Source organism: Geobacter hydrogenophilus, from assembly GCF_018501225.1.
GTDB lineage: Bacteria > Desulfobacterota > Desulfuromonadia > Geobacterales > Geobacteraceae > Geobacter > Geobacter hydrogenophilus.
Genome location: NZ_JAHCZI010000013.1, coordinates 22,961 through 42,080, shown reverse-complemented (window position 1 = coordinate 42,080; position 19,120 = coordinate 22,961). Strand labels below are relative to the sequence as shown.

The 19,120-nt window shown below is 55.1% G+C and carries 19 protein-coding genes; all 19 read left to right on the top strand.

The features are described from left to right. Nucleotides 1–109 precede the first annotated feature (109 nt). The 19 genes from KI811_RS15895 to KI811_RS15805 all read left to right on the top strand — a co-directional run bounded on the left by KI811_RS15895 (nucleotide 110) and on the right by KI811_RS15805 (nucleotide 19,062). On the top strand, nucleotides 110–505 hold the full coding sequence (locus tag KI811_RS15895) for a hypothetical protein (RefSeq protein WP_214187458.1): 396 nt from the start codon (nucleotides 110–112) through the stop codon (nucleotides 503–505). A 12-nt stretch (nucleotides 506–517) separates the two neighbouring features. Then, the gene (locus tag KI811_RS15890) at nucleotides 518–946 is read left to right on the top strand and encodes a heavy-metal-associated domain-containing protein (RefSeq protein WP_214187457.1); all 429 of its coding nucleotides are present in this window, start codon (nucleotides 518–520) and stop codon (nucleotides 944–946) included. A 27-nt stretch (nucleotides 947–973) separates the two neighbouring features. Then, the gene (locus KI811_RS15885) at nucleotides 974–1,438 is read left to right on the top strand and encodes a DUF2318 domain-containing protein (RefSeq protein ID WP_214187456.1); all 465 of its coding nucleotides are present in this window, start codon (nucleotides 974–976) and stop codon (nucleotides 1,436–1,438) included. Nucleotides 1,439–1,461: 23 nt separating this feature from the next. Then, the gene (locus KI811_RS15880) at nucleotides 1,462–2,622 is read left to right on the top strand and encodes an ABC transporter permease (RefSeq protein ID WP_214187455.1); all 1,161 of its coding nucleotides are present in this window, start codon (nucleotides 1,462–1,464) and stop codon (nucleotides 2,620–2,622) included. A gap of 13 nt (nucleotides 2,623–2,635) precedes the next feature. Beyond that, nucleotides 2,636–3,310, top strand: coding sequence for an ABC transporter ATP-binding protein (locus KI811_RS15875; protein ID WP_214187454.1), 675 nt, complete (start codon nucleotides 2,636–2,638; stop codon nucleotides 3,308–3,310). A 20-nt stretch (nucleotides 3,311–3,330) separates the two neighbouring features. Then, nucleotides 3,331–3,723, top strand: coding sequence for a DNA-binding transcriptional response regulator (locus KI811_RS15870; protein WP_214187453.1), 393 nt, complete (start codon nucleotides 3,331–3,333; stop codon nucleotides 3,721–3,723). A gap of 30 nt (nucleotides 3,724–3,753) precedes the next feature. Further along, a complete protein-coding gene (gene flgC, locus KI811_RS15865) occupies nucleotides 3,754–4,155 on the top strand; it encodes a flagellar basal body rod protein FlgC (RefSeq protein ID WP_214187452.1) in 402 nt (133 codons plus the stop codon). 22 nt (nucleotides 4,156–4,177) lie between these two features. Further along, on the top strand, nucleotides 4,178–5,107 hold the full coding sequence (cysK, locus tag KI811_RS15860; RefSeq protein ID WP_214187451.1) for a cysteine synthase A: 930 nt from the start codon (nucleotides 4,178–4,180) through the stop codon (nucleotides 5,105–5,107). 16 nt (nucleotides 5,108–5,123) lie between these two features. Then, nucleotides 5,124–5,702: a M23 family metallopeptidase gene (locus tag KI811_RS15855; protein WP_214187450.1), complete on the top strand. Its 579-nt coding sequence runs from the start codon at nucleotides 5,124–5,126 to the stop codon at nucleotides 5,700–5,702. Between the two features lie 32 nt (nucleotides 5,703–5,734). Next, complete coding sequence (locus KI811_RS15850) at nucleotides 5,735–6,916, top strand: hydrogenase small subunit (protein ID WP_214187449.1); 1,182 nt, start codon at nucleotides 5,735–5,737, stop codon at nucleotides 6,914–6,916. An 18-nt stretch (nucleotides 6,917–6,934) separates the two neighbouring features. Continuing rightward, complete coding sequence (locus tag KI811_RS15845; RefSeq protein ID WP_214187448.1) at nucleotides 6,935–8,299, top strand: nickel-dependent hydrogenase large subunit; 1,365 nt, start codon at nucleotides 6,935–6,937, stop codon at nucleotides 8,297–8,299. Between the two features lie 9 nt (nucleotides 8,300–8,308). Further along, nucleotides 8,309–8,860, top strand: coding sequence for an OsmC family protein (locus KI811_RS15840; protein WP_214187447.1), 552 nt, complete (start codon nucleotides 8,309–8,311; stop codon nucleotides 8,858–8,860). A gap of 26 nt (nucleotides 8,861–8,886) precedes the next feature. Next, nucleotides 8,887–9,390 (top strand): hypothetical protein, encoded by a 504-nt coding sequence (locus KI811_RS15835; RefSeq protein WP_246551816.1) that lies wholly within the window; start codon nucleotides 8,887–8,889, stop codon nucleotides 9,388–9,390. A 128-nt stretch (nucleotides 9,391–9,518) separates the two neighbouring features. Beyond that, the gene (locus KI811_RS15830; RefSeq protein WP_214187446.1) at nucleotides 9,519–10,622 is read left to right on the top strand and encodes an ATP-binding protein; all 1,104 of its coding nucleotides are present in this window, start codon (nucleotides 9,519–9,521) and stop codon (nucleotides 10,620–10,622) included. A 2-nt stretch (nucleotides 10,623–10,624) separates the two neighbouring features. Continuing rightward, complete coding sequence (locus tag KI811_RS15825) at nucleotides 10,625–11,992, top strand: sigma-54-dependent transcriptional regulator (protein WP_214187445.1); 1,368 nt, start codon at nucleotides 10,625–10,627, stop codon at nucleotides 11,990–11,992. Nucleotides 11,993–12,208: 216 nt separating this feature from the next. Beyond that, on the top strand, nucleotides 12,209–13,612 hold the full coding sequence (locus tag KI811_RS15820; RefSeq protein WP_214187444.1) for a TolC family protein: 1,404 nt from the start codon (nucleotides 12,209–12,211) through the stop codon (nucleotides 13,610–13,612). Between the two features lie 26 nt (nucleotides 13,613–13,638). Next, the gene (locus tag KI811_RS15815; RefSeq protein WP_214187443.1) at nucleotides 13,639–15,075 is read left to right on the top strand and encodes an efflux RND transporter periplasmic adaptor subunit; all 1,437 of its coding nucleotides are present in this window, start codon (nucleotides 13,639–13,641) and stop codon (nucleotides 15,073–15,075) included. Between the two features lie 38 nt (nucleotides 15,076–15,113). Beyond that, nucleotides 15,114–18,251, top strand: a complete 3,138-nt coding sequence (locus KI811_RS15810; RefSeq protein WP_214187442.1) for an efflux RND transporter permease subunit — start codon at nucleotides 15,114–15,116, stop codon at nucleotides 18,249–18,251. Nucleotides 18,252–18,588: 337 nt separating this feature from the next. Further along, complete coding sequence (locus KI811_RS15805; RefSeq protein ID WP_214187441.1) at nucleotides 18,589–19,062, top strand: hypothetical protein; 474 nt, start codon at nucleotides 18,589–18,591, stop codon at nucleotides 19,060–19,062. Nucleotides 19,063–19,120: the final 58 nt, after the last annotated feature.

Below are 19,120 nucleotides of genomic sequence, written 5' to 3'. Positions count from 1 at the left end.
TGCAAGTCCATATTCCTTAGCAGTATGCTCGGCTATCTACTCTCCCGATAATCACCTCCCAAGTTGGCAAATGATGTGGGTTATTCTACACCCCAGTTGAATATTCTCATTGAAAATTGGCATTCCTCTTCTTTTGGAAACAAAAACAATTGCAATAATAGCCGGTTACCATGATCGGGTAGTTGGCATGATACTTGATAAATACACTCGTAAACAATTTAGCAGAAGGAACGTAATGATGTCCCCTGTCAGCCATAGTGCCTTAAACATCATCGAATGGTTTGGAGTTGCCAGCTCCCTTGCCGGTTCAGTTCTCAATGCCCGCGGACACCGCTGCTCATTTATTCTTTGGACACTTTCCGCACTCCTGCTCGGAGTCGTAGCATTTTCTCTCGGTCGCCCCGGATGGCTGGCCCTGCAGAGTGCCGGGGTCGCCATTAATCTGTATGAACTGCGGAACTGGCAGGGGAATGCCCCGACACAGTCACTTGTTCACGGCAATTGATGGAGGTTACCCATGAACACCAAGAGATTATCCACCGTTCTTCTTGTCCTTGCTGCCGCCACGCTTTTGATCGTCCTCGCCTTCCGCGTCAGTATTGGTGCGACTGTTGATTCAGTTGCCGTCCTGCGGACCACGGGTATGACCTGCGGCAGCTGCGCCAGCAAGATCAGCAAGGCACTGGAATCCGTAAAGGGAGTTGCGGTTACCGAAGTGGATGTGGAGAACGGCTGGGTCATCGTAGGCTATGAGGCCAAAGAGATCCAGCCGGAAAAGTTGGCAGAAAAGGTTAAAGAAACAGGCTATTACAGCATGGTTGCCGAGGTGATTACGCCTGACCGGTTCAAGCAGATTACGGGCAGGGACATTGGCAAGAAGGCCGCGACATCTGGCGGCTGTGGTGGGTGTGGCACAAAAAAGGGCGGATGTGGCGGCAATTCATAAAATAGGAACTAACAAAGGAGATCAAAAATGGCACAAAAGAATTCTCATCGGCTGGTCTGGGTAACAACATTCATTGGGGTACTATTGGTTAGTGTCGTCACTGTATTCGCCTTTTCGTTCGGCAAGTATGAAAAGTTGAAGATCAACGGGAACTCGGCAACGATCCCTGTTGCCGCCTTGGCCGATGGCAAGGCGCACTTCTATCGCTATGACGACGGTGGCAAGGAGATCACGTTCTTTGCCGTCAAGGCAGCCGACGGCACCTTTAAGACCGCTTTCGACGCTTGCGACTCCTGTTTCAAATCCAGAAAAGGGTATGAACAGCAGGGAGACAAGATGAACTGCAGGAACTGTAACCAGAAATTCGCCATTGGCCGGCTCGGGCCGAACGCCACCGGTGGCTGCAACCCCGGCTACCTGCCGAGCCAGGTAAAGGGCACCACCATCTCGATCCGGGTGGATGACCTGAAAACTGGCGCACGCTACTTCTAATTCAATCGAGAGGACCGGCGGCAATGAAACTGCACACCATATCCATTAACAATCTGAAGCGCCGCAAGGCCAAGATGGCGTTTCTGACCATCGGCCTGATGGTGGGGATCGCCACCATTGTCACCCTCGTTACCCTGACCCGCTCCATGTCCAGCGACATCGAGCGGAAGATGGACGAGTTCGGTGCCAACATCCTGATCACCCCCCAGAGTAACGGCCTGGCCATGAACTACGGCGGTATCAGCCTCGGGGGCGTAACCTTTGACCAGCGGGAGATCCTGGAAAGCGACCTGGCCAAGATCAAGACCATCAAGAACAGCAAGAACGTCTCCGCTGTCAGCCCCAAGGTGCTGGGGGGGATCACAGTCAATAATCACGATGTCCTGCTGGTGGGGGTCCACTTCGAGAGTGAGCTGAAGATGAAGCAGTGGTGGAAGGTCTTCGGCAGTGAGCCGAAGTCCGATCAGGACCTGCTGCTCGGCACCGATGCCGCCAAGGTGCTGAACGTCAATCCCGGCGACAAGCTGACCATCAAGGGTGAGTCGTTCACCGTGGCCGGAGTGCTGGATCAGACCGGCTCACAAGACGATTCACTCGTGTTCGCCTCGCTGCCTAAGGCCCAAAAGCTGCTGGGCAAGGAAGGAAAAATCACCCTGGCCGAAGTGGCGGCGCTCTGTTCCGGCTGCCCCATCAGCGACATGGTGACCCAGATCGCCGAGAAACTTCCTGACGCCAAGGTGTCGGCCATCCAGCAGGTGGTTGAAGGGCGGCTCAAGGCCCTGGACCAGTTCAAGCGCTTCTCTTACGCCATGGCCGGGGTTGTCGTCTTCATCGGCTCTCTGATCGTCTTCGTTACCATGATGGGAAGCGTCAACGAACGGACCACTGAGATAGGCGTATTCCGGGCCATCGGTTTCCGCAAAGCCCACATCATGCGGATCATCCTGTTCGAGGCGGCGTTAGTCAGCCTGCTGGCCGGCTTCCTCGGCTATGCGGCCGGGATGGGTGGTGCCAAGCTGGCCTTGCCGTTCATGGCGGAGAGTAAGAACGCCCATCTGGTCTGGGATACTACCGTGGCCTTCGGCTCCATCGGCCTGGCATTAACCCTGGGGCTGGTGGCCAGTCTTTATCCGGCACTGCACGCATCGAAAATGGACCCGACGGAAGCCCTGCGGGCTCTGTAACTGCGAGGAAATCATGGCACTCATCGAAATCAGGAACGTCAAGAAACAGTACACCAGCGGCGAAGATACGGTCGAAGCGCTGCGGGGTGTGGACATCACCATCGAAGCGGGTGAATTCATCACCATCATGGGGCAGTCCGGTTCCGGCAAGAGCACTCTGCTCTCGGTGCTGGGGGGGATGAATCACCCCAGCTCCGGCGAGGTCGAGATGGCCGGGGTCAAGCTCTACCAGTTGCCGGGGGAGAAACTGGCCGATTTTCGGGCTCAGAACCTGGGATTCGTTTTCCAGTCATTCCACCTGATCCAGTATCTGACCGCCATAGAGAACGTGATGCTCCCCTTGGCCATCACCAAGATGAGCACGAATGACAAGAAGAGTGCCGCCCGCACCGCCCTGGAGAGGGTTGGTCTTGGCGCCAAGCTGGATCGGCTCCCCAACCAGCTTTCCGGCGGCGAGCAGGAACGGGTGGCTATCGCCCGGGCCATCGTCAACAATCCGCATATCCTCCTGGCTGACGAACCGACCGGCAACTTGGACTCCAAGACCAGCGAAGAGGTGATGGCCCTGTTCCGCGAACTGAACGCTGCCGGCCAGACCGTGGTCATGGTGACCCACAACCCGGAGAACGGCGCCTATTCGGACCGGACCATCAACCTGCGGGACGGCATGGTCCTTGGGCAGGCCTGAGGTATCCCTTGGTGGATCATATGAGAGACCTTGGCATTTTGGTTGTCGATAAAAATCCGGATATCACGGAGATGATTGAAAGATTGTTCGGCCATTTCGACGTCAAGGCTGAGTGTGTGCCAAACATGTTTTCGGCGCTGGAGCGATTGACATCGTGTTTTTACAACACCATGGTAATTCGTTTCGACTTGCCGAATATTTCAGGGGAGGAGCTCAGTAACGGTATTCGAGTACTATATCCGGCGCTTAACATGGTTTTAATTATCGGTGATACGCCGAACGATATTATGAAACTGATATTAGACCCCACGGTGTATGAAGTTTCCGAAACCGTGTGCAACCCCTGTAATTTTGGAGACATGTTGCTGACCCTGTTCAATAATGAGAACGGAAAAACGTATGTCTTGCGGTAAAACAGATTACATTGACGGAAGGAGTCATTAATGGATGCCATGGAAATAAGCGCTTCGGCCCTGACCGCGGAGCGGACGCGGATGAACCTCATTTCGTCGAATCTTGCCAACGCCAACTCAACTCGGACAGCGGAAGGCGGGCCATACAAGCGCAAGGATGCGGTTTTTGCCACCGTGCTCGATAAAGCGGAGAAGGAAATGAATGCCGGGGTTGAAGTTGTCGACATCATCGAAGATCGATCTTCTCCCCGGCTGCAGTATGACCCCGTCCATCCCGATGCAAATCCGCAGGGCTATGTGGCCTATCCGAACGTGAATGTTGTCGAAGAGATGGCAGATATGATAGCGGCGACCAGGGCGTACGAAGCAAACCTGACTGCCATGAAAGCGGGGATGTCCATGCAGATGAAAGCCCTGGAGATTTCGAAATAATCACAAAAACTAAGGAGAGATTATGTCATTGATACACGACAATATTACGGATCTGATCGGGAAAACCCCATTGTTGAGACTTTCCCGACTCGCTTCTGGTCTGGACGTGACCCTGGTGGCCAAACTGGAATCGTTTAACCCCGGTGGCAGCGTCAAGGACCGGATAGGTTTTTCAATGATCCGGGATGCAGAAGCCAGTGGACGCATCTCCAAGAATACGGTGATCATTGAGCCGACGAGCGGCAATACCGGCATCGCCCTGGCTTATGTCTGTGCCGCCAAGGGGTACCGTTTGATCCTCACCATGCCGGAAACCATGAGCATCGAGCGCCGGACAATCCTCTTGGCGTATGGGGCCGAACTGGTCCTGACTCCGGGCGCAGAAGGAATGAAAGGCGCCATAAGAAAAGCCGAGGAGTTGGCTGCCGAGATGCCGAACTCATTCATTCCTCAACAGTTCAAGAACCCGGCAAATCCCCACATTCATCGTTTCACCACTGCCGAAGAAATCTGGAAAGATACGGATGGGAAGATTGACATCCTTGTGGCAGGGGTCGGTACTGGCGGAACCATAACAGGGGTCGGCGAAGTGCTCAAGAAGCGCAAACCTGCCCTGCAGGTGATTGCCGTCGAGCCGGTCGATTCACCGGTACTCTCGGGTGGGCAGGCAGGCCCCCACAAAATTCAGGGGATCGGCGCCGGTTTCGTGCCCGATGTGCTGAATAGGGAGATTATTGACGAGATCGTTACCGTAAGCAATGACGATGCCCTGAAAACTGCCAGGCGAATTGCCAGGGAAGAAGGGGTTCTTGTGGGTATATCGTCCGGAGCTGCCGCTTTCGTTGCCTTGGAGATCGCTCGCCGGCCTGAAAACAAGGGAAAAATGATCGTCGTCGTTCTCCCGGATACCGGTGAGCGCTATCTGAGCACGGTACTTTTTCAAGATCAGTAACTGACGATAGGCTGACATGAAACTCCTTATCACCATGATAATCGCCCTGTTGACCATTCCGGCAATGGCCCTGGCAGACGATGGCCTGCCGGTTGAGAACGGTGTCGTAACTTCCGGTGTGGGCTGGCGAATTGACCCCTTTGGCAGCGGCAAACTATTCTTTCATCGCGGTATCGATATCGCGGTGCCGGTCGGTACGCCGGTTCGGGCTACCAGGCCAGGGCGGATACTGTTTGCCGGGGAGAGAAGTGGTCACGGTGCCACCGTCATTGTCGAGCACAACAATGGCGACCGTACTCTCTATGGGCACAACTCCATGGTCAGAGTCACTCCGGGTGAAATGGTCGAGACGGGAACCGTTCTGGCATTTTCGGGCAACAGTGGCCGTTCGACTGGCCCCCATGTCCACTATGAACAGATTGCCAGCGGCAGACCGGTCATTGAAGAAGAATTGGAGAAGGAAGAAGCTGGAGGAGCGCAACTTGCCGCTGGCAACAATCAACGTTATCTGCTGGAGCAGAAAATGGAAGAATCGGTAAATTCCATCTTCCGGACACTCAACAGATCCACCCTGACAGGGCAAGGCGGCTCGTAGTTTACAACAGATACAACCCGCGGAGATGAAATATGCAGATTTCCCGTCGAACATTCCTCAAACTGGCAACCGCTGCCGCTTCACTGGGGCTTACCGGAGTTGACCTCTTCAGACTTCGTGAGGTTTTTGCCAGCGGCTCCGCTCCGCCCGTAATCTGGCTTCAAGGGGCGGTCTGCACCGGGTGCAGCATCTCGCTGCTAAACTCGGCGGCGCCGGCAATAGACGATATTCTCTTAAATACTATCAGCCTCAAGTATCACCCCAACCTGATGACCGCTGCTGGAGAGCTGGCCGTCACCACGCTTACCGGGGCTGCCGAAGCCGGTGCCGGAGAGTTCATCCTTTGCGTCGAAGGAGGCATTCCCACCAGCATTGATGGGCGGTATTCGATCATCGGCGAGAGGGATGGAGAACCCTGGACGATGCTCGATGCCGTTATGGAGCTGGGATGCAAGGCGAAATATGTGGTGGCGGTCGGTACCTGTGCATCATTCGGCGGAGTCGTGAAGCCATCAGAGTACACCGGGGTGCGGAGACTTGCCGAGGTGCTTCAGGGCAGTACAAAAAACCCGGTGATCAACCTGCCAGCCTGCCCGGTCAATCCGATCGTCCTTGTGGGGACCCTCGTCCGACTCCTGACTTCCGGGGTACCGCCGCTGGACGCATGGAGCAGACCGACTGAGTATTATGGGACCTCGGTTCACCACATATGCCCAAGGCTCACGACTCCCATGGTACAGCAGATCGGCGTCTTCGGCTGTTACGAACACGTAGGCTGTAAAGGTCCTCACACCAGCTTCACCTGTCCAAACCTCAAATGGAACAACGGCGTCAACTGGTGCATCGACAAGACCAACAGTCTCTGCATAGGCTGCTCCTCCCCGAACTTCCCGAGCACCCCATTCTACGGGAAACTTGAGGAACTGATGCCCTGCTGCGTTACCTGCGAAATGTGCAGCAAATGCGTTGATTGTTCCGAATGCGCCAACCTCGGGGATTGTGCGGATTGTGTAGACTGCTCCAATTGCACCGTCTGCACCGCCTGCGACAACACCGAGAAATGTCTCGACTGCGCGAATGCCGCGGCGTGCGCGGACTGTCCCTCCAACGAGGGGTGCGCCTGCTATACCGGCACGACTGCTCCGGTGAGTGCTGACCCTGTTCCAGTGAACACTGCCCCAACGCCGGAACCTTCGGTTGAACACCAACACTGAACTCATAGGAGAATTTCAATGGGCAGCATTATCACGATTGATCCCGTGACGAGGATAGAGGGGCATCTCAAGATAAAAGTGGATCTCGACGATGACGGGAGGGTGAAAAAGTCCTACATGACCGGAAACCTCTACCGGGATTTCGAGAACATCCTCAAGGGAAGGAAACCGTGGGACGCGGTGCATATTACGCAAAGAATATGCGGCGTTTGTCCCATTTCTCATGCCATAACCGCCACCAAAGCGGCGGAACAGATGGCCGGGTTCATTCCTGGCGACCAGGCCCTGTTGATTCGCGCCATTATCCAGGGTGCTTACTTCATCTCCGACCACATCCTGCACTTCTATCACCTGAACCTGCCCGACTACATTTCCCCCCCGGATATCGCTCCGCTGCGGCCTGCATACAACCGTGACCTGCGGTTCGGTGCGGACCAGACCGAAAAGCTGGTGAACAACTACGTCGAAGCGCTGAAAATCCGGCGCCAGGCACAGGAAGTGGTGGCAATCCTGGCCGGACGCATGCCGCATGTCATGAGCGTCGTTCCGGGAGGGGTGACCCAGGCGCCGTCGCATGAACAGATTCATGCTATCAAGGGTTATCTTCCGGCGATCACAGATTTTGTATTCAACAGGTACTATCCTGACGCGCATCTCCTTTCACAGGTCTATGCCGATTACTTCAAGATCGGAAAAGGAAACGGGAATCTACTCTGCTTTTCTGCATTCGATTTACCGCGTGGCGAGTCAGTATTCCGCCAGGGATTACTCACTGACATGGAGAGGGAATCGCTCAGCCTGCAGGACATCCGGGAATTCGTGCGGTACGCATACTACTCAAGCCCTAGCGGACTTCATCCCATTCACGGCGAAACGATTCCGGCTTATGGAAGATCTCCCGGCTACTCATGGTTAAAGGCACCGCGGCACCGCGGCAAACCGTACGAGACAGGACCCCTGGCCAGAATGACGGTCAACGGCTACTACCGGGGTGGCTGTTCCGCCATGGACCGGATCTTGGCCAGGGCGGAGGAAACGAAACTGCTGGCGGAACGCCTTCCGCAGTGGGTACATGCTCTGGTTCCCGATGTTGCTTCCTACACCGATATCGCGCTCCCTCCATCCGGGAGCGGAGTCGGACTGACCGAAGCGCCACGGGGCTCACTTGGGCATTGGATGCAATGTTCTACCGGCGGGCTTATTTCCCGTTACCAGATAATCACTCCCACCTGCTGGAATGCTTCCCCCCGTGACGACAACGGTGTTCCGGGGCCGATTGAACAGGCCTTGGTAGGCACCTGTGTGGAAGACATGAACCAGCCGATTGAGCTGCTTAGGATCATACATTCATTTGACCCGTGCACCAGTTGCTCGGTGCATTAAGGAGATGAAATGACCGACACCATTAAAACCTCAGTGGAACATCTCATCTCCACGGTCAAGGCAAATCCCAAACTCGCCAATTCCGTTTTTCGTGCCTCAACATATTCAGACAATCCGGGTTTTACTGTCCGCTCCGAGATACGCGGCTTTACCGTCCACATTGACGAACCGCGTGATCTTGGTGGCAACGATACCGCACCCAATCCGGTGGAACTTTTGCTGGCCGCGTTGGGAGGATGCCAGGAAATCGTCTATCGTGCCTTTGCAGCGGTGCTGGGGATAGATATCCAGAGGATTCAAGTCCATGCCAAGGGGAATATCGATCTCCATGGATTTTTGGGGCTGGCGGAGGTTCCTGCCGGCTTCTCATCAATCAGTTTCACGACCCGTATCGTCTCATCGGCGTCACCGGAAAGCATCAGCCAGCTTGCAAGGCTCGTGGAGAAACACTGTCCGGTACAGGATACATTGGCCCGACCCATACCGGTAAATGGCAAGGTTGAACTCTTGCAGCCCGGCGACCCTGCCGGAGCTATCGAAATCCTAACGTCGTCTGTCTGAATACTATAAGCCAAGGAGTACCAATCATGAAAAAACTGATTCTGTTTCTCTTGTTCCTGTCTCTTCCCTCCGTCGCATTTGCTTTTGAGCAGAGCTTTACCCAGCAAGGGCTCAAGGCGACTGTAAAGTTAACCCCTGACAAGATCGAACCGAATGCCAATGTCCAGCTCTCACTCTCGCTGAGCAAGGACGGAATCCGCCTTACCGATAGAGAGGTAACGCTGGAGCTCTATGAGCAAGGTGCTGAGCAACCGTTGGCCAAACGCCAGATCGATCTGCTCGATAACGAATATGTCGATTCCTGGAAGTTCGAGAAACCGGGTGACTACAGGGTGTTGGTCAAGATCGCGGATCGCCGGAATCAGTCTGAGCTGATCCAGTACGAAGTGAACGCCAGTGTCATGAATGCCGTCAATGAGCATGGTGAACATGGCTTTTTCTCCCATCATTTCGGCGGTGGTAAGTGGGGATGGTGGGGAGCCGGGTTCATGCTGCTCATGATGGTGCCCATGATGATACTTGTCCTGTAATCCGGTCAGTTCGAAATTACCCATACAGATAATTCGTGATATCAAACAGTTAGTTGCATTGTTGTAGCTGCGTGGTAAACAATACTCATGCAAATCTAAGGCATCGCTTCCTGGAGAAAACCCGCCACATGGAAAAGTCATCGATTCTTCGGCCAATCATCCTCTTTTTTTTCATTGTGGCAATCAGTCTACTCCACTATCTGACCCCGCTCCATCTTCCTTACCTGCACGACATATTCCAGCGGCTCTATTACCTGCCGATCATTCTGGCGGCCCTCTGGTTCGGCTTCCGGGGCGGGTTATTGTGCGCGGTCATCGTCAGCATTGCCTATGCACCCCATCTTCTTTTCCAGTGGGGTGGTCACCTGACCATGGAGATGGAGAAGTATCTTGAGATACTGATGTACAACGTTGTTGGTAGTGTTACGGGTCTGCTCTCCCAACGGGAGCGGGAACGAACGGTGGAACTCCAGAAAACCGCCCGTGGATTGGAGGAGTCGTACCAGAAGCTGCAGCACCAGTCGGAGCGGATCATCACCATCGAAGAACAGTTGCGCCGGGCCGAGAAACTGTCGACCCTGGGCGAAATGGCAGCGGTACTGGCCCACGAAATCCGCAATCCGCTCGGTTCCATCCGGGGAACCGCCGAGATCCTGAAGGACGACTACAGGCCAGGCGACCCCAAGCACGAATTTATCGAGATCCAGATCAAGGAGACTGAGCGCCTGAACCGGGTGGTGGAAGATTTCCTGCACATGGCGCGGCCGCAACCGGCCGATATGAAGCCATGCCCGGTGCAGGAGGAGCTGGAAACAATCGTGACCCTGGTATCGAACGATGCCAGGGAGCGAAACATCAAGCTCGTCATGCAACCGCCACCTGTTCCGGTAATAATCAGGGCCGATGGCGAAAAGCTCCGCCAGGCATTTCTCAATATCATCATCAATGCTATGCAGGCCACCAAGCCCGGCGGCAGCGTGATCATCGCCACGAAAACATATCAGGACGGCTTGTGCGAGATCCAGTTCCGCGATACCGGCCCGGGAATGGACGAGGAGACCCGGAAACGCATTTTTGAGCCCTTTTTCACCACCAAGCCGGACGGTACCGGTTTAGGTCTGGCGATTACAAAAAAGATTATCGAGAGCCATGGCGGCACCTTGCTGGTTGAAAGCGAAACCGGTCGCGGAACGACCGTTTTCGTCAGGCTGCCGCAGCAGACGGGAGAATAATCATGCAGCAGAAAATACTGGTCATCGATGACGACAACTCGCTGCGGCGGGTGCTGGAATACAATCTCCAGGAAGAAGGGTATGCAGTGCAGGCCGCCTCGTCAGGCGAGGAAGGTCTGTACTGGTTCGGCCAGTCCCGCCCCGATCTGGTTATTACCGACATGAACATGCCTGGCATGGACGGACTGATGGTGCTCAAGTCCATCAAGGAACGTTCCCCGGAGACGCTGGTCATCATCATTACCGCCTTCGGCACGGTCGATGTTGCGGTTGAAGCGATGAAGGCCGGCGCCTACGACTATATCACCAAGCCGTTCAACCGGGACGCCCTCAAACTGACGGTCAAAAAAGCGCTCCAGTTCAACGGGCTGGCTGCAGAGAATAAACGTCTGAAGAGCGAATTGTCGGACAAGGCCGACTTCCGCACCATTGTGGGGCAATCCAGGGAGATGGAAAAGGTCTTTGCGGTAATTAGCAAGGTGGCAGACACCGAGGCATCGATTCTGATCACTGGTGAGTCCGGCACCGGCAAGGAACTGGTGGCTCGCTCCATCCACGCCAACAGTTCCCGCCGGGAAGCACCGTTTGTAGCCATTAACTGTGCCGCCATCCCCCGTGACTTGCTGGAAAGTGAGCTGTTCGGCCATCTCAAGGGGGCCTTCACCGGTGCAATCAAGGACAAGACCGGCAAATTCCAATTGGCGGATGGCGGCACCCTGTTCCTGGATGAGGTGGGTGAGCTCCCACTGGAACTGCAGCCCAAGCTGCTCAGGGCGCTGCAGGAAAAAGAGGTGGAACCGGTCGGCGGGACCAAAGTCCAGAAGGTGGATGTCCGGATCGTCGCTGCCACCAACCTGGACATCGACAAGGCCATTGCCGGCGGCACTTTTCGTGAGGATCTCTACTACCGCCTGTCGGTCATCCCGGTCCATCTGCCGCCTCTGCGGGAGCGGCGCAAGGATATTCCGCTGCTGATCCGATATTTCTGCGGCAAGCATGGGAGCGAAAAGGTCACTTTTGCAAAAGATACGCTCGAAACCCTGGTCATGTACCCGTGGCCGGGCAACGTGCGGGAGTTGGAAAACACCATCGAACGGCTGTTGATAATGCGGAACGGAGATGAAATCAGCCGTGACGAGCTGCCGGAAAAATTCCGGGAAGCTGCCCCGATCGGGCACGCCGTGATAAAGCTCCCAGATGATGGGTATCCGCTTGAAGAACTTGAACGGGAAGTTGTTGTCCAGGCGCTGGAGCGCAATGCATGGAATCAGACGGCGGCAGCGCGTTTTCTCAGAATTCCCCGGCATACGCTCATCTACCGGCTTGAGAAATATGGAATTACCGTTCCGGGGCATTCGGCTGGCAAATAGCTTAAGTAATCTTAAGTAAACGCCGAACAGAAATAAAGTGCCATGCCACACTGAATTGCTAGGGGGATTATTTGTAGAATATTCACCACTCTTGGGGGATATTCTTCTGGCAGCTGACCCTTCTCGCAGTAAATAACCCATTAAATCAGCTAGATAACAATTGGCATGCAGTGTGTAATCCTAATGATATCGTCAATTTACGAATCAGGAGTTCCCATGAAATATCTGCGCTCACTTGCTTTACTGCTGCTCATATTCCTCTTTCCAGTCGTGACGTGGGCGGAGGAGATAAAACTGCCGCCCGAAAACCTGCCGCAACTCATTGATGCCGCTCTTGCCGGCAATCCGGAAGTGAAATCCTCCCAGTCCCGCTGGCAGATGTTTGCCAACAAGGCCAAACAAGCGGCAAGCCTGGAAGACCCGATGTTCATGTTGAAGCTGCAGAATCTGGTGGCGCGTGAGCCGTTCTCTTTCGGTGGCAGCGACCCTCAGACCGCCAAGGTGATCGGCATCTCTCAGCAGCTCCCTTTCTGGGGGAAACGGGATATCCGACAGGAAATGGCGAAGCACGAGGCCGAGTCCTACCGCTGGTCCATCGAGGAGCGCAAGCTTGAACTGGCCCGCATGGTAAAGGAGACCTACTACCAGATTTGGGCAACAGACAAGTCGCTGGAGATCGTGGCTAAAAACCTGCAATTGCTCGGCGACTTCGTGACCATTGCCGAGTCGAAATATTCGGTCGGCCAGGGGGTGCAGCAGGATATCTATAAGGCCGGGCTGGAAAAATCCAAGATGCTCGACATGCAGATCACCCTGAAACAGCAGCGCAAGAGCCTGGAGGCCAACCTCAACTACCTCCTGTATCGTCCGGGGAATACGCCGGTAGGCCCCATTGCCGATTTCTCCCTGCCAAAGATCACCCAATCCGCCGAACAGTTAAAATATCTGGCCGAAGAAAAACGCCCCCAGATGAAGAGCCTTTCCGAACTGGTCAGCAAGGGGCAGGCCGGACATCGCCTGGCCGAAAAAGAGTACTGGCCTGATTTCAACCTTTCCTTTGAATACATGTTCCGTGAAAAGGTCGATAACGACATGGTGAAAGACCCCGGCTACAACATGTTCACCGTCGGTGTTACCTTCAACCTGCCGTTCCAGCAGGAAAAGCGCCGGGCCATGGTGGCCGAGTCAACGTCTGAAACCAGCATGGCGACGGAAGAGCTGAATGCGCTCAGGAACACCATCTCCTATACCATCAACGACACCCTGGCCCAGATGGATCGGCGTTGGCGCCTGGTCGAACTGTACAAAGGGGGGATCATCCCCCAGGCCGAGCAATCCCTTGAGTCAGCGGTCATCAGCTACCGGGTGAGCAAGGTGGACTTCCTGACCCTGCTGGACGGCCGGATGAACCTGTTTAACTACGAGCGGGAACTGTACGAATCCCAAGCCGAGTACATGATGAAGCTGGCTCAGCTTGAGGCGGCGGTGGGGGGTGACATTACCGTGGCAACTGCACCACCGGTAGCGGCACAGCCTCCGACGGCGCCTCAGGCAGTTGCCCCTGCAGAGCCGGCAACACCTCCACAAACTCCGGCGGATGAACATTCAAAACATCACTAAATTCACCATATACGAGGTACGACACCATGGCCCTGAACAAAAAAATCGCAATCCCCCTGGCAATTATCATCCTGGCATCTATGGCAGGTGGTGGCTGGTATCTGTGGCAGAAGAAACAAGCCGCTCCGGCAACAGAACAGAAGGCAGCCCAGGGTAAGCAGCTCTACACCTGCTCCATGCACCCTTTCATCATTAAAGACAAGCCGGGTACCTGCCCGATCTGCGGCATGGAACTGATCAAGAAGATCGAAGGTGCTGCCGGTGGCGAGATGACTGCTGAACAGAAACAGCAGGCCGATATGCTCGGTCATGTGTCACTTTCGCCGACGCAAAGGGTTATGGCAAATGTAGCAACGGTTGCAGTAAAACAGACAGCTCTGAACAAAGAGATCAATGCTGTCGGCATTGTTCAGTTCGACCAGGCGCGTCAGGCCAAGGTGACTGCTTGGATCGCCGGGCGTATCGATCAGCTGCATGTGAACAAGGTCGGCGATATCGTCAGCAAAGACAAACCAGTGGCCGAAGTCTATTCCCCCGACCTGGTCGCTACCCAGCAGGAATACCTGCTGGCAGTCAAGAGCCGCGACCAGTTGAAGAACTCGCCGGTGGCGGCTATCTCCCAGAACGGCGAGGGGTTGGTAGCGTCGGCAAAACAGCGGCTGATGCTCTTCGGGGTGAAGGAGAGCCAGATTGCCGAACTGGAAAAGGCAGGCAAGCCGAATATCAAACTCCCCATCTATACCCCGCTCTCAGGAGTGGTGATCGAGAAAATGATGCAGCAGGGGCAATACGTCAACACCGGAGAGGTACTGTTCAACATCGCCGATCTTTCCAAGGTATGGGTTGAAGTGGAAGTTTACGAGAACGAATTCCCCAACATCCACATCGGGCAGCAGGTGGAGATTCGCTCCCAGTCATTCCCCGGCAAACCGTTCAGCGGAAAAATAGCTTACATCTACCCCTTCCTTGATCCCAAGACCCGGACCGTCAAGGCCAGGGTGGAGATGGACAACCCCGGAATGCGCCTGAAACCGGACATGTTTGTCAACGCCATCATCAAGGTGCCGCTCGGCACGTCGATTGTGGTGCCGGTAACGGCGGTCATCGATACCGGCAAGCGTCAGGTGGTCTGGGTTGAGGGACAGCCAGGCATGTTCGAGCCGCGCGATGTTCAGGTAGGTCAAAAGACCGATGACAAAGTCCAGATTCTTTCGGGGCTGAAAGCAGGAGAGAAAGTGGCGGTATCCGGTGGCTACCTGATCGATTCCGAATCGCAGCTGAAAGGTGGCGGCGGCCAGGATCACAGCAAACATACCGGTGGAAGTGCTAAACCGGCGACACAAGGACAGACACCTGCTGGAACTCAGCAACCTTCAGGAGGACATGAGGGCCATGGAGCGCCGGCCACGCAGCAGCCTCCGGCAAAAAAGGGGACGCTGAAGATGGATGACATGAAGATGTAATGACGACTACCTAACGATCTCCGACAAGGAATGCTGCCATGATAGAAAAAATCATCGAATATAGCGCCCGCAACCGGGTCATCGTCCTGATGCTCTTTGGGCTGATCATCGCCTGGGGGGTCTGGTCGGTGTACAAGACGCCGGTTGATGCCATACCGGACCTGTCCGACAATCAGGTCATCGTCTTTACCGACTACCCCGGGCGCTCGCCGCAGGTGGTGGAGGATCAGGTCACCTACCCCCTGGCGGTGAACCTGCAGGGGCTACCCCAGGTCCGCGCCGTCCGCGCCTCTTCCGCCTTCGGCTTCTCCATGATCTATGTGATCTTTGAGGACAAGGCTGATATCTACTGGGCCAGAACCCGTGTGCTTGAGCGGCTGAACTACGCCGCGTCGCTGCTCCCCCCAGGCGTGGTGCCGACTCTTGGCCCGGACGGCACTGGTGTGGGGCACGTCTTCTGGTACACCATCGAAGGCAAAGGATACGACCTGGAGCAGCTGCGCACCCTCCAGGACTGGTTCGTCCGCTACCAGCTCAACACCGTGCAAGGGGTAGCTGAAGTTGCCTCCATCGGCGGGCTGGTGCGCGAATACCAGATCGACCTCGATCCAAGTAAGCTGTTTGCCTACAACATCAAGGTCAGCAAAGTGATGGATGCGGTCAAGGCTTCCAACAAAGACGTGGGTGGCAAGCTTATCGAGCAGGCTGATGCCGAATACCTGATTCGTGGTCGCGGTTACGTAAAATCCAAGGAAGACCTGGAAAACGTCGTGGTTGGCGCTGACATGCGCGGCACCCCGATCTATGTCAGGAACCTGGGAACCGTGCAGATGGGGGGCGCAATCCGACGCGGTCTGTTGGAGATGAACGGCGAAGGCGAGGCGGTGGGGGGCATCGTGGTCATGCGCTACGGCGAGAACGCCCATGACGTCATTCACCGGGTCAAGGAAAAGATCAAGGAGCTGGAAAAGGGGCTGCCGCCAGGTGTGAAGATCATGGTCTCCTATGACCGTTCCGACCTGATCATGCGGGCAGTTGACACGCTGAAGAAAAACCTGCTGGAGGAATCGGTCGTTGTTTCGTTAGTGATCCTGATCTTCCTGCTGCATTTTCAGAGCGCTCTGGTGATCGTGCTGACGCTCCCGATCTCTGTTCTGATCGCCTTTATCACCATGAAGCTGATGGGGGTCACTTCCAATATCATGTCACTGGGAGGGATCGCCATCGCCATTGGCGTGCTGGTAGATGCCGGGGTCATCATGGTAGAGAATTGCTACCGCCATCTCTCTGAAATGCCTCCTGAAGAGCGTGCCGGAAAGCGGCTTGAGGTGGTTATCACCTCCGCCAAACAGGTCGGTCGGGCGATCTTCTTCTCCCTGGCGATCATCGTGCTCTCCTTTGTGCCGGTCTTCATGCTGGAGGGGCAGGAAGGGAAACTGTTCCATCCCCTGGCCTTCACCAAGACCTTCTCCATGATGGGGTCGGCCATGATCGCCATCACTCTGGTGCCGGTACTGATGTACTTCTTCATGCGCGGCAAAATGCCGCCGGAAAGCTCAAATCCAGTTTCCACGTTCTTTATCAAGCTGTATTCCCCGGTCATCCGCTGGGTACTGGTCTGGAAGAAGACCACCATCTTTCTCAATATCGTTGCCCTGGCCATCGCTGTGCCGATGTTCATGAAGCTCGGTTCTGAGTTCATGCCGCCGCTGGATGAAGGGTCGTTGCTCTATATGCCGGTAACCCTCCCCAACGTCTCCATCACCGAGGCCAAGCGGCTGATTCAGGTTCAGGACCGGATCATCAAAAGCGTTCCCGAGGTAGAGCATGTCCTCGGCAAGGTGGGACGCGCCGAGACCTCCACCGACCCGGCGCCGGTTTCCATGTTCGAGAGCATCATCATTTTGAAACCCAAGGATAAGTGGCGTCCCGGACTCAAGAAGGCCGACATCGTGGCAGAGCTGGACTCCAAGCTGCAGCAGATCGGCGTGCGTAACGGCTGGACCCAACCGATCATCAACCGGATCAACATGCTCTCCACCGGGGTCAGAACTGACCTGGGGGTCAAGATTTTTGGTAATGACCTGAACGTGCTTAAGGATCTGGCAGTGCAGGCGGAAGCGATACTCAAGCCGATTCCGGGGGCCGCGGATGTCGTTGCTGAGCGGGTTACCGGCGGCAACTACATCGATATTGATATAGACCGGGAGGCAGCGGCCCGTTATGGCGTCAATGTCGGCGATATCCAGGATGTCATCGAAACCGCGTTAGGTGGCGAGATGCTCTCCACCACAGTCGAAGGACGCAACCGCTTCCCGATCCGCATCCGCTATCTGCGCGACTATCGTGACAACATCCCGGCCATCCGCCGTATCCTGGTAGCCGGAATGGAAGGTGCGCAAGTGCCATTATCGCTGGTCACCAAGCTGAAGGTCTCCACCGGTGCACCGGAGATCAACTCCGAAGGTGGTTTGCTCCGCTCGCTGGTGTTCCTCAATGTGCGCGGTAGAGACATGGGTGGCTTTGTGACCGAGGCCAAGCAGGTACTGGAGAAGCAACTCAAGCTCCCTCCGGGATATTATGTGACCTGGTCAGGACAGTGGGAGAACCAGATCAGGGCCAAGGCCCGCCTGCAGGTGCTGATACCGCTCGGTATGGTGATCATCTTCATCCTGCTCTACTTCACCTTCCACTCGGCCCTGGAGGCGAGCATGGTCATGCTCTCGGTGCCCTTTGCCCTGGTGGGAGGGGTCTACTTAGTCTCGGCGCTCGGATATAATCTGTCGGTGGCGGTCTGGGTCGGCTTCATCGCCCTGTACGGCATTGCCGTGGAGACCGGGGTGGTGATGGTCATCTACCTGCATGAGGCTCTGGACAGAAAGCTGATCAACGGCCCCTGTTCGGAGCAGGACATTTACGACGCGACCTTCGAGGGTGCGGTGCTCAGGCTCAGGCCGAAATTGATGACTGTAGCCGTAGCGCTCCTCGGTCTGATCCCGATCATGTGGTCAACCGGCACCGGCGCCGACGTCATGAAGCCGATCGCTGCACCAATGATCGGCGGCATGATCTCCTCGGCGGTGCACGTCCTCATCATGACGCCGGTGATCTTTGTGCTGATGAAGAAGCGGGACCTGAAAAAAGGGAAGTTGCACTATTCGGGGATGAAGCACTAAGGGGTTCACTCGCAGCATTGAGGAATATGCTACGCACCTGTTGAATATTCTCTAAAGCGATAAGCGATCTGTCTCAGCAAAGTAAGTAATATTAGATAGATATGGTTTGGCATCGTTACTGCTTGATAGATATCGTGGTCAATCACTTGAGAAGGAGAATTTGCGGCATGAATAAAGTATTGCTTTTGGTTAGTCTGATGTTGCTCTTGGCAGTGGTATCCGGTTGCGCGGAATTTGACAGGTCAACCTATCGCTCAGATCAGTATAGTAGCGGCGGACATTCACATCATTAATTCGTCAGTGACATCTTAACCTCAAACAAAGGAGAAATTACGACATGAAAAAATTGATTCTGGCAGTTGCCGCAATTCTTGCTCTCAGTGCCCCGGTAGTTTTTGCTGCAGACCATGGCGATCATGGTGGCGGACACGATATGGGGCATGGCGGTCATCAAGGTGATGTCGCCCATGAAGAAGTTGTGGATGGTGTAAAGGCGACTTTCAAGGTCATGAGCATGAAAGAGCACATGAAGGCCATGAACATGGAGATGCCGAAAGAGATGAAGGAGACCCACCATATCGCTGTAGAGTTCAAGGATGCCAAAACCGGTAAGGCTCTGACCGAGGGACAGGTCACGGTCAAGGTGCAAAACCCGGACAAAAGCGATCAGACCAAGGACCTGATGGGGATGCAGGGACATTTCGGCGGCGATTTTGACCTGTCAAAGAAGGGTAAATACGGGGTTATGTCCAAGTTTCAACTGAAAGACGGTAAAACCCGCAGCGCAAAATTCTGGTACACGGTTAAATAAGATAGCCTGCATCCAAGTTGCAACATGGGGATGGTTCAGGCTATGGACCATCCCCATT

Bases quoted from the DNA above. Each gene is read 5' to 3' on its own strand.
- KI811_RS15805 (WP_214187441.1), top strand. From the start codon at position 18,589: ATGAAAAAATTGATTCTGGCAGTTGCCGCAATTCTTGCTCTCAGTGCC.
- KI811_RS15830 (WP_214187446.1), top strand. From the start codon at position 9,519: ATGGAAAAGTCATCGATTCTTCGGCCAATCATCCTCTTTTTTTTCATT.
- flgC (WP_214187452.1), top strand. From the start codon at position 3,754: ATGGATGCCATGGAAATAAGCGCTTCGGCCCTGACCGCGGAGCGGACG.
- KI811_RS15885 (WP_214187456.1), top strand. From the start codon at position 974: ATGGCACAAAAGAATTCTCATCGGCTGGTCTGGGTAACAACATTCATT.
- KI811_RS15880 (WP_214187455.1), top strand. From the start codon at position 1,462: ATGAAACTGCACACCATATCCATTAACAATCTGAAGCGCCGCAAGGCC.
- KI811_RS15870 (WP_214187453.1), top strand. From the start codon at position 3,331: ATGAGAGACCTTGGCATTTTGGTTGTCGATAAAAATCCGGATATCACG.
- KI811_RS15850 (WP_214187449.1), top strand. From the start codon at position 5,735: ATGCAGATTTCCCGTCGAACATTCCTCAAACTGGCAACCGCTGCCGCT.
- cysK (WP_214187451.1), top strand. From the start codon at position 4,178: ATGTCATTGATACACGACAATATTACGGATCTGATCGGGAAAACCCCA.
- KI811_RS15815 (WP_214187443.1), top strand. From the start codon at position 13,639: ATGGCCCTGAACAAAAAAATCGCAATCCCCCTGGCAATTATCATCCTG.
- KI811_RS15855 (WP_214187450.1), top strand. From the start codon at position 5,124: ATGAAACTCCTTATCACCATGATAATCGCCCTGTTGACCATTCCGGCA.
- KI811_RS15835 (WP_246551816.1), top strand. From the start codon at position 8,887: ATGAAAAAACTGATTCTGTTTCTCTTGTTCCTGTCTCTTCCCTCCGTC.
- KI811_RS15820 (WP_214187444.1), top strand. From the start codon at position 12,209: ATGAAATATCTGCGCTCACTTGCTTTACTGCTGCTCATATTCCTCTTT.
- KI811_RS15845 (WP_214187448.1), top strand. From the start codon at position 6,935: ATGGGCAGCATTATCACGATTGATCCCGTGACGAGGATAGAGGGGCAT.
- KI811_RS15840 (WP_214187447.1), top strand. From the start codon at position 8,309: ATGACCGACACCATTAAAACCTCAGTGGAACATCTCATCTCCACGGTC.
- KI811_RS15890 (WP_214187457.1), top strand. From the start codon at position 518: ATGAACACCAAGAGATTATCCACCGTTCTTCTTGTCCTTGCTGCCGCC.
- KI811_RS15875 (WP_214187454.1), top strand. From the start codon at position 2,636: ATGGCACTCATCGAAATCAGGAACGTCAAGAAACAGTACACCAGCGGC.
- KI811_RS15810 (WP_214187442.1), top strand. From the start codon at position 15,114: ATGATAGAAAAAATCATCGAATATAGCGCCCGCAACCGGGTCATCGTC.
- KI811_RS15825 (WP_214187445.1), top strand. From the start codon at position 10,625: ATGCAGCAGAAAATACTGGTCATCGATGACGACAACTCGCTGCGGCGG.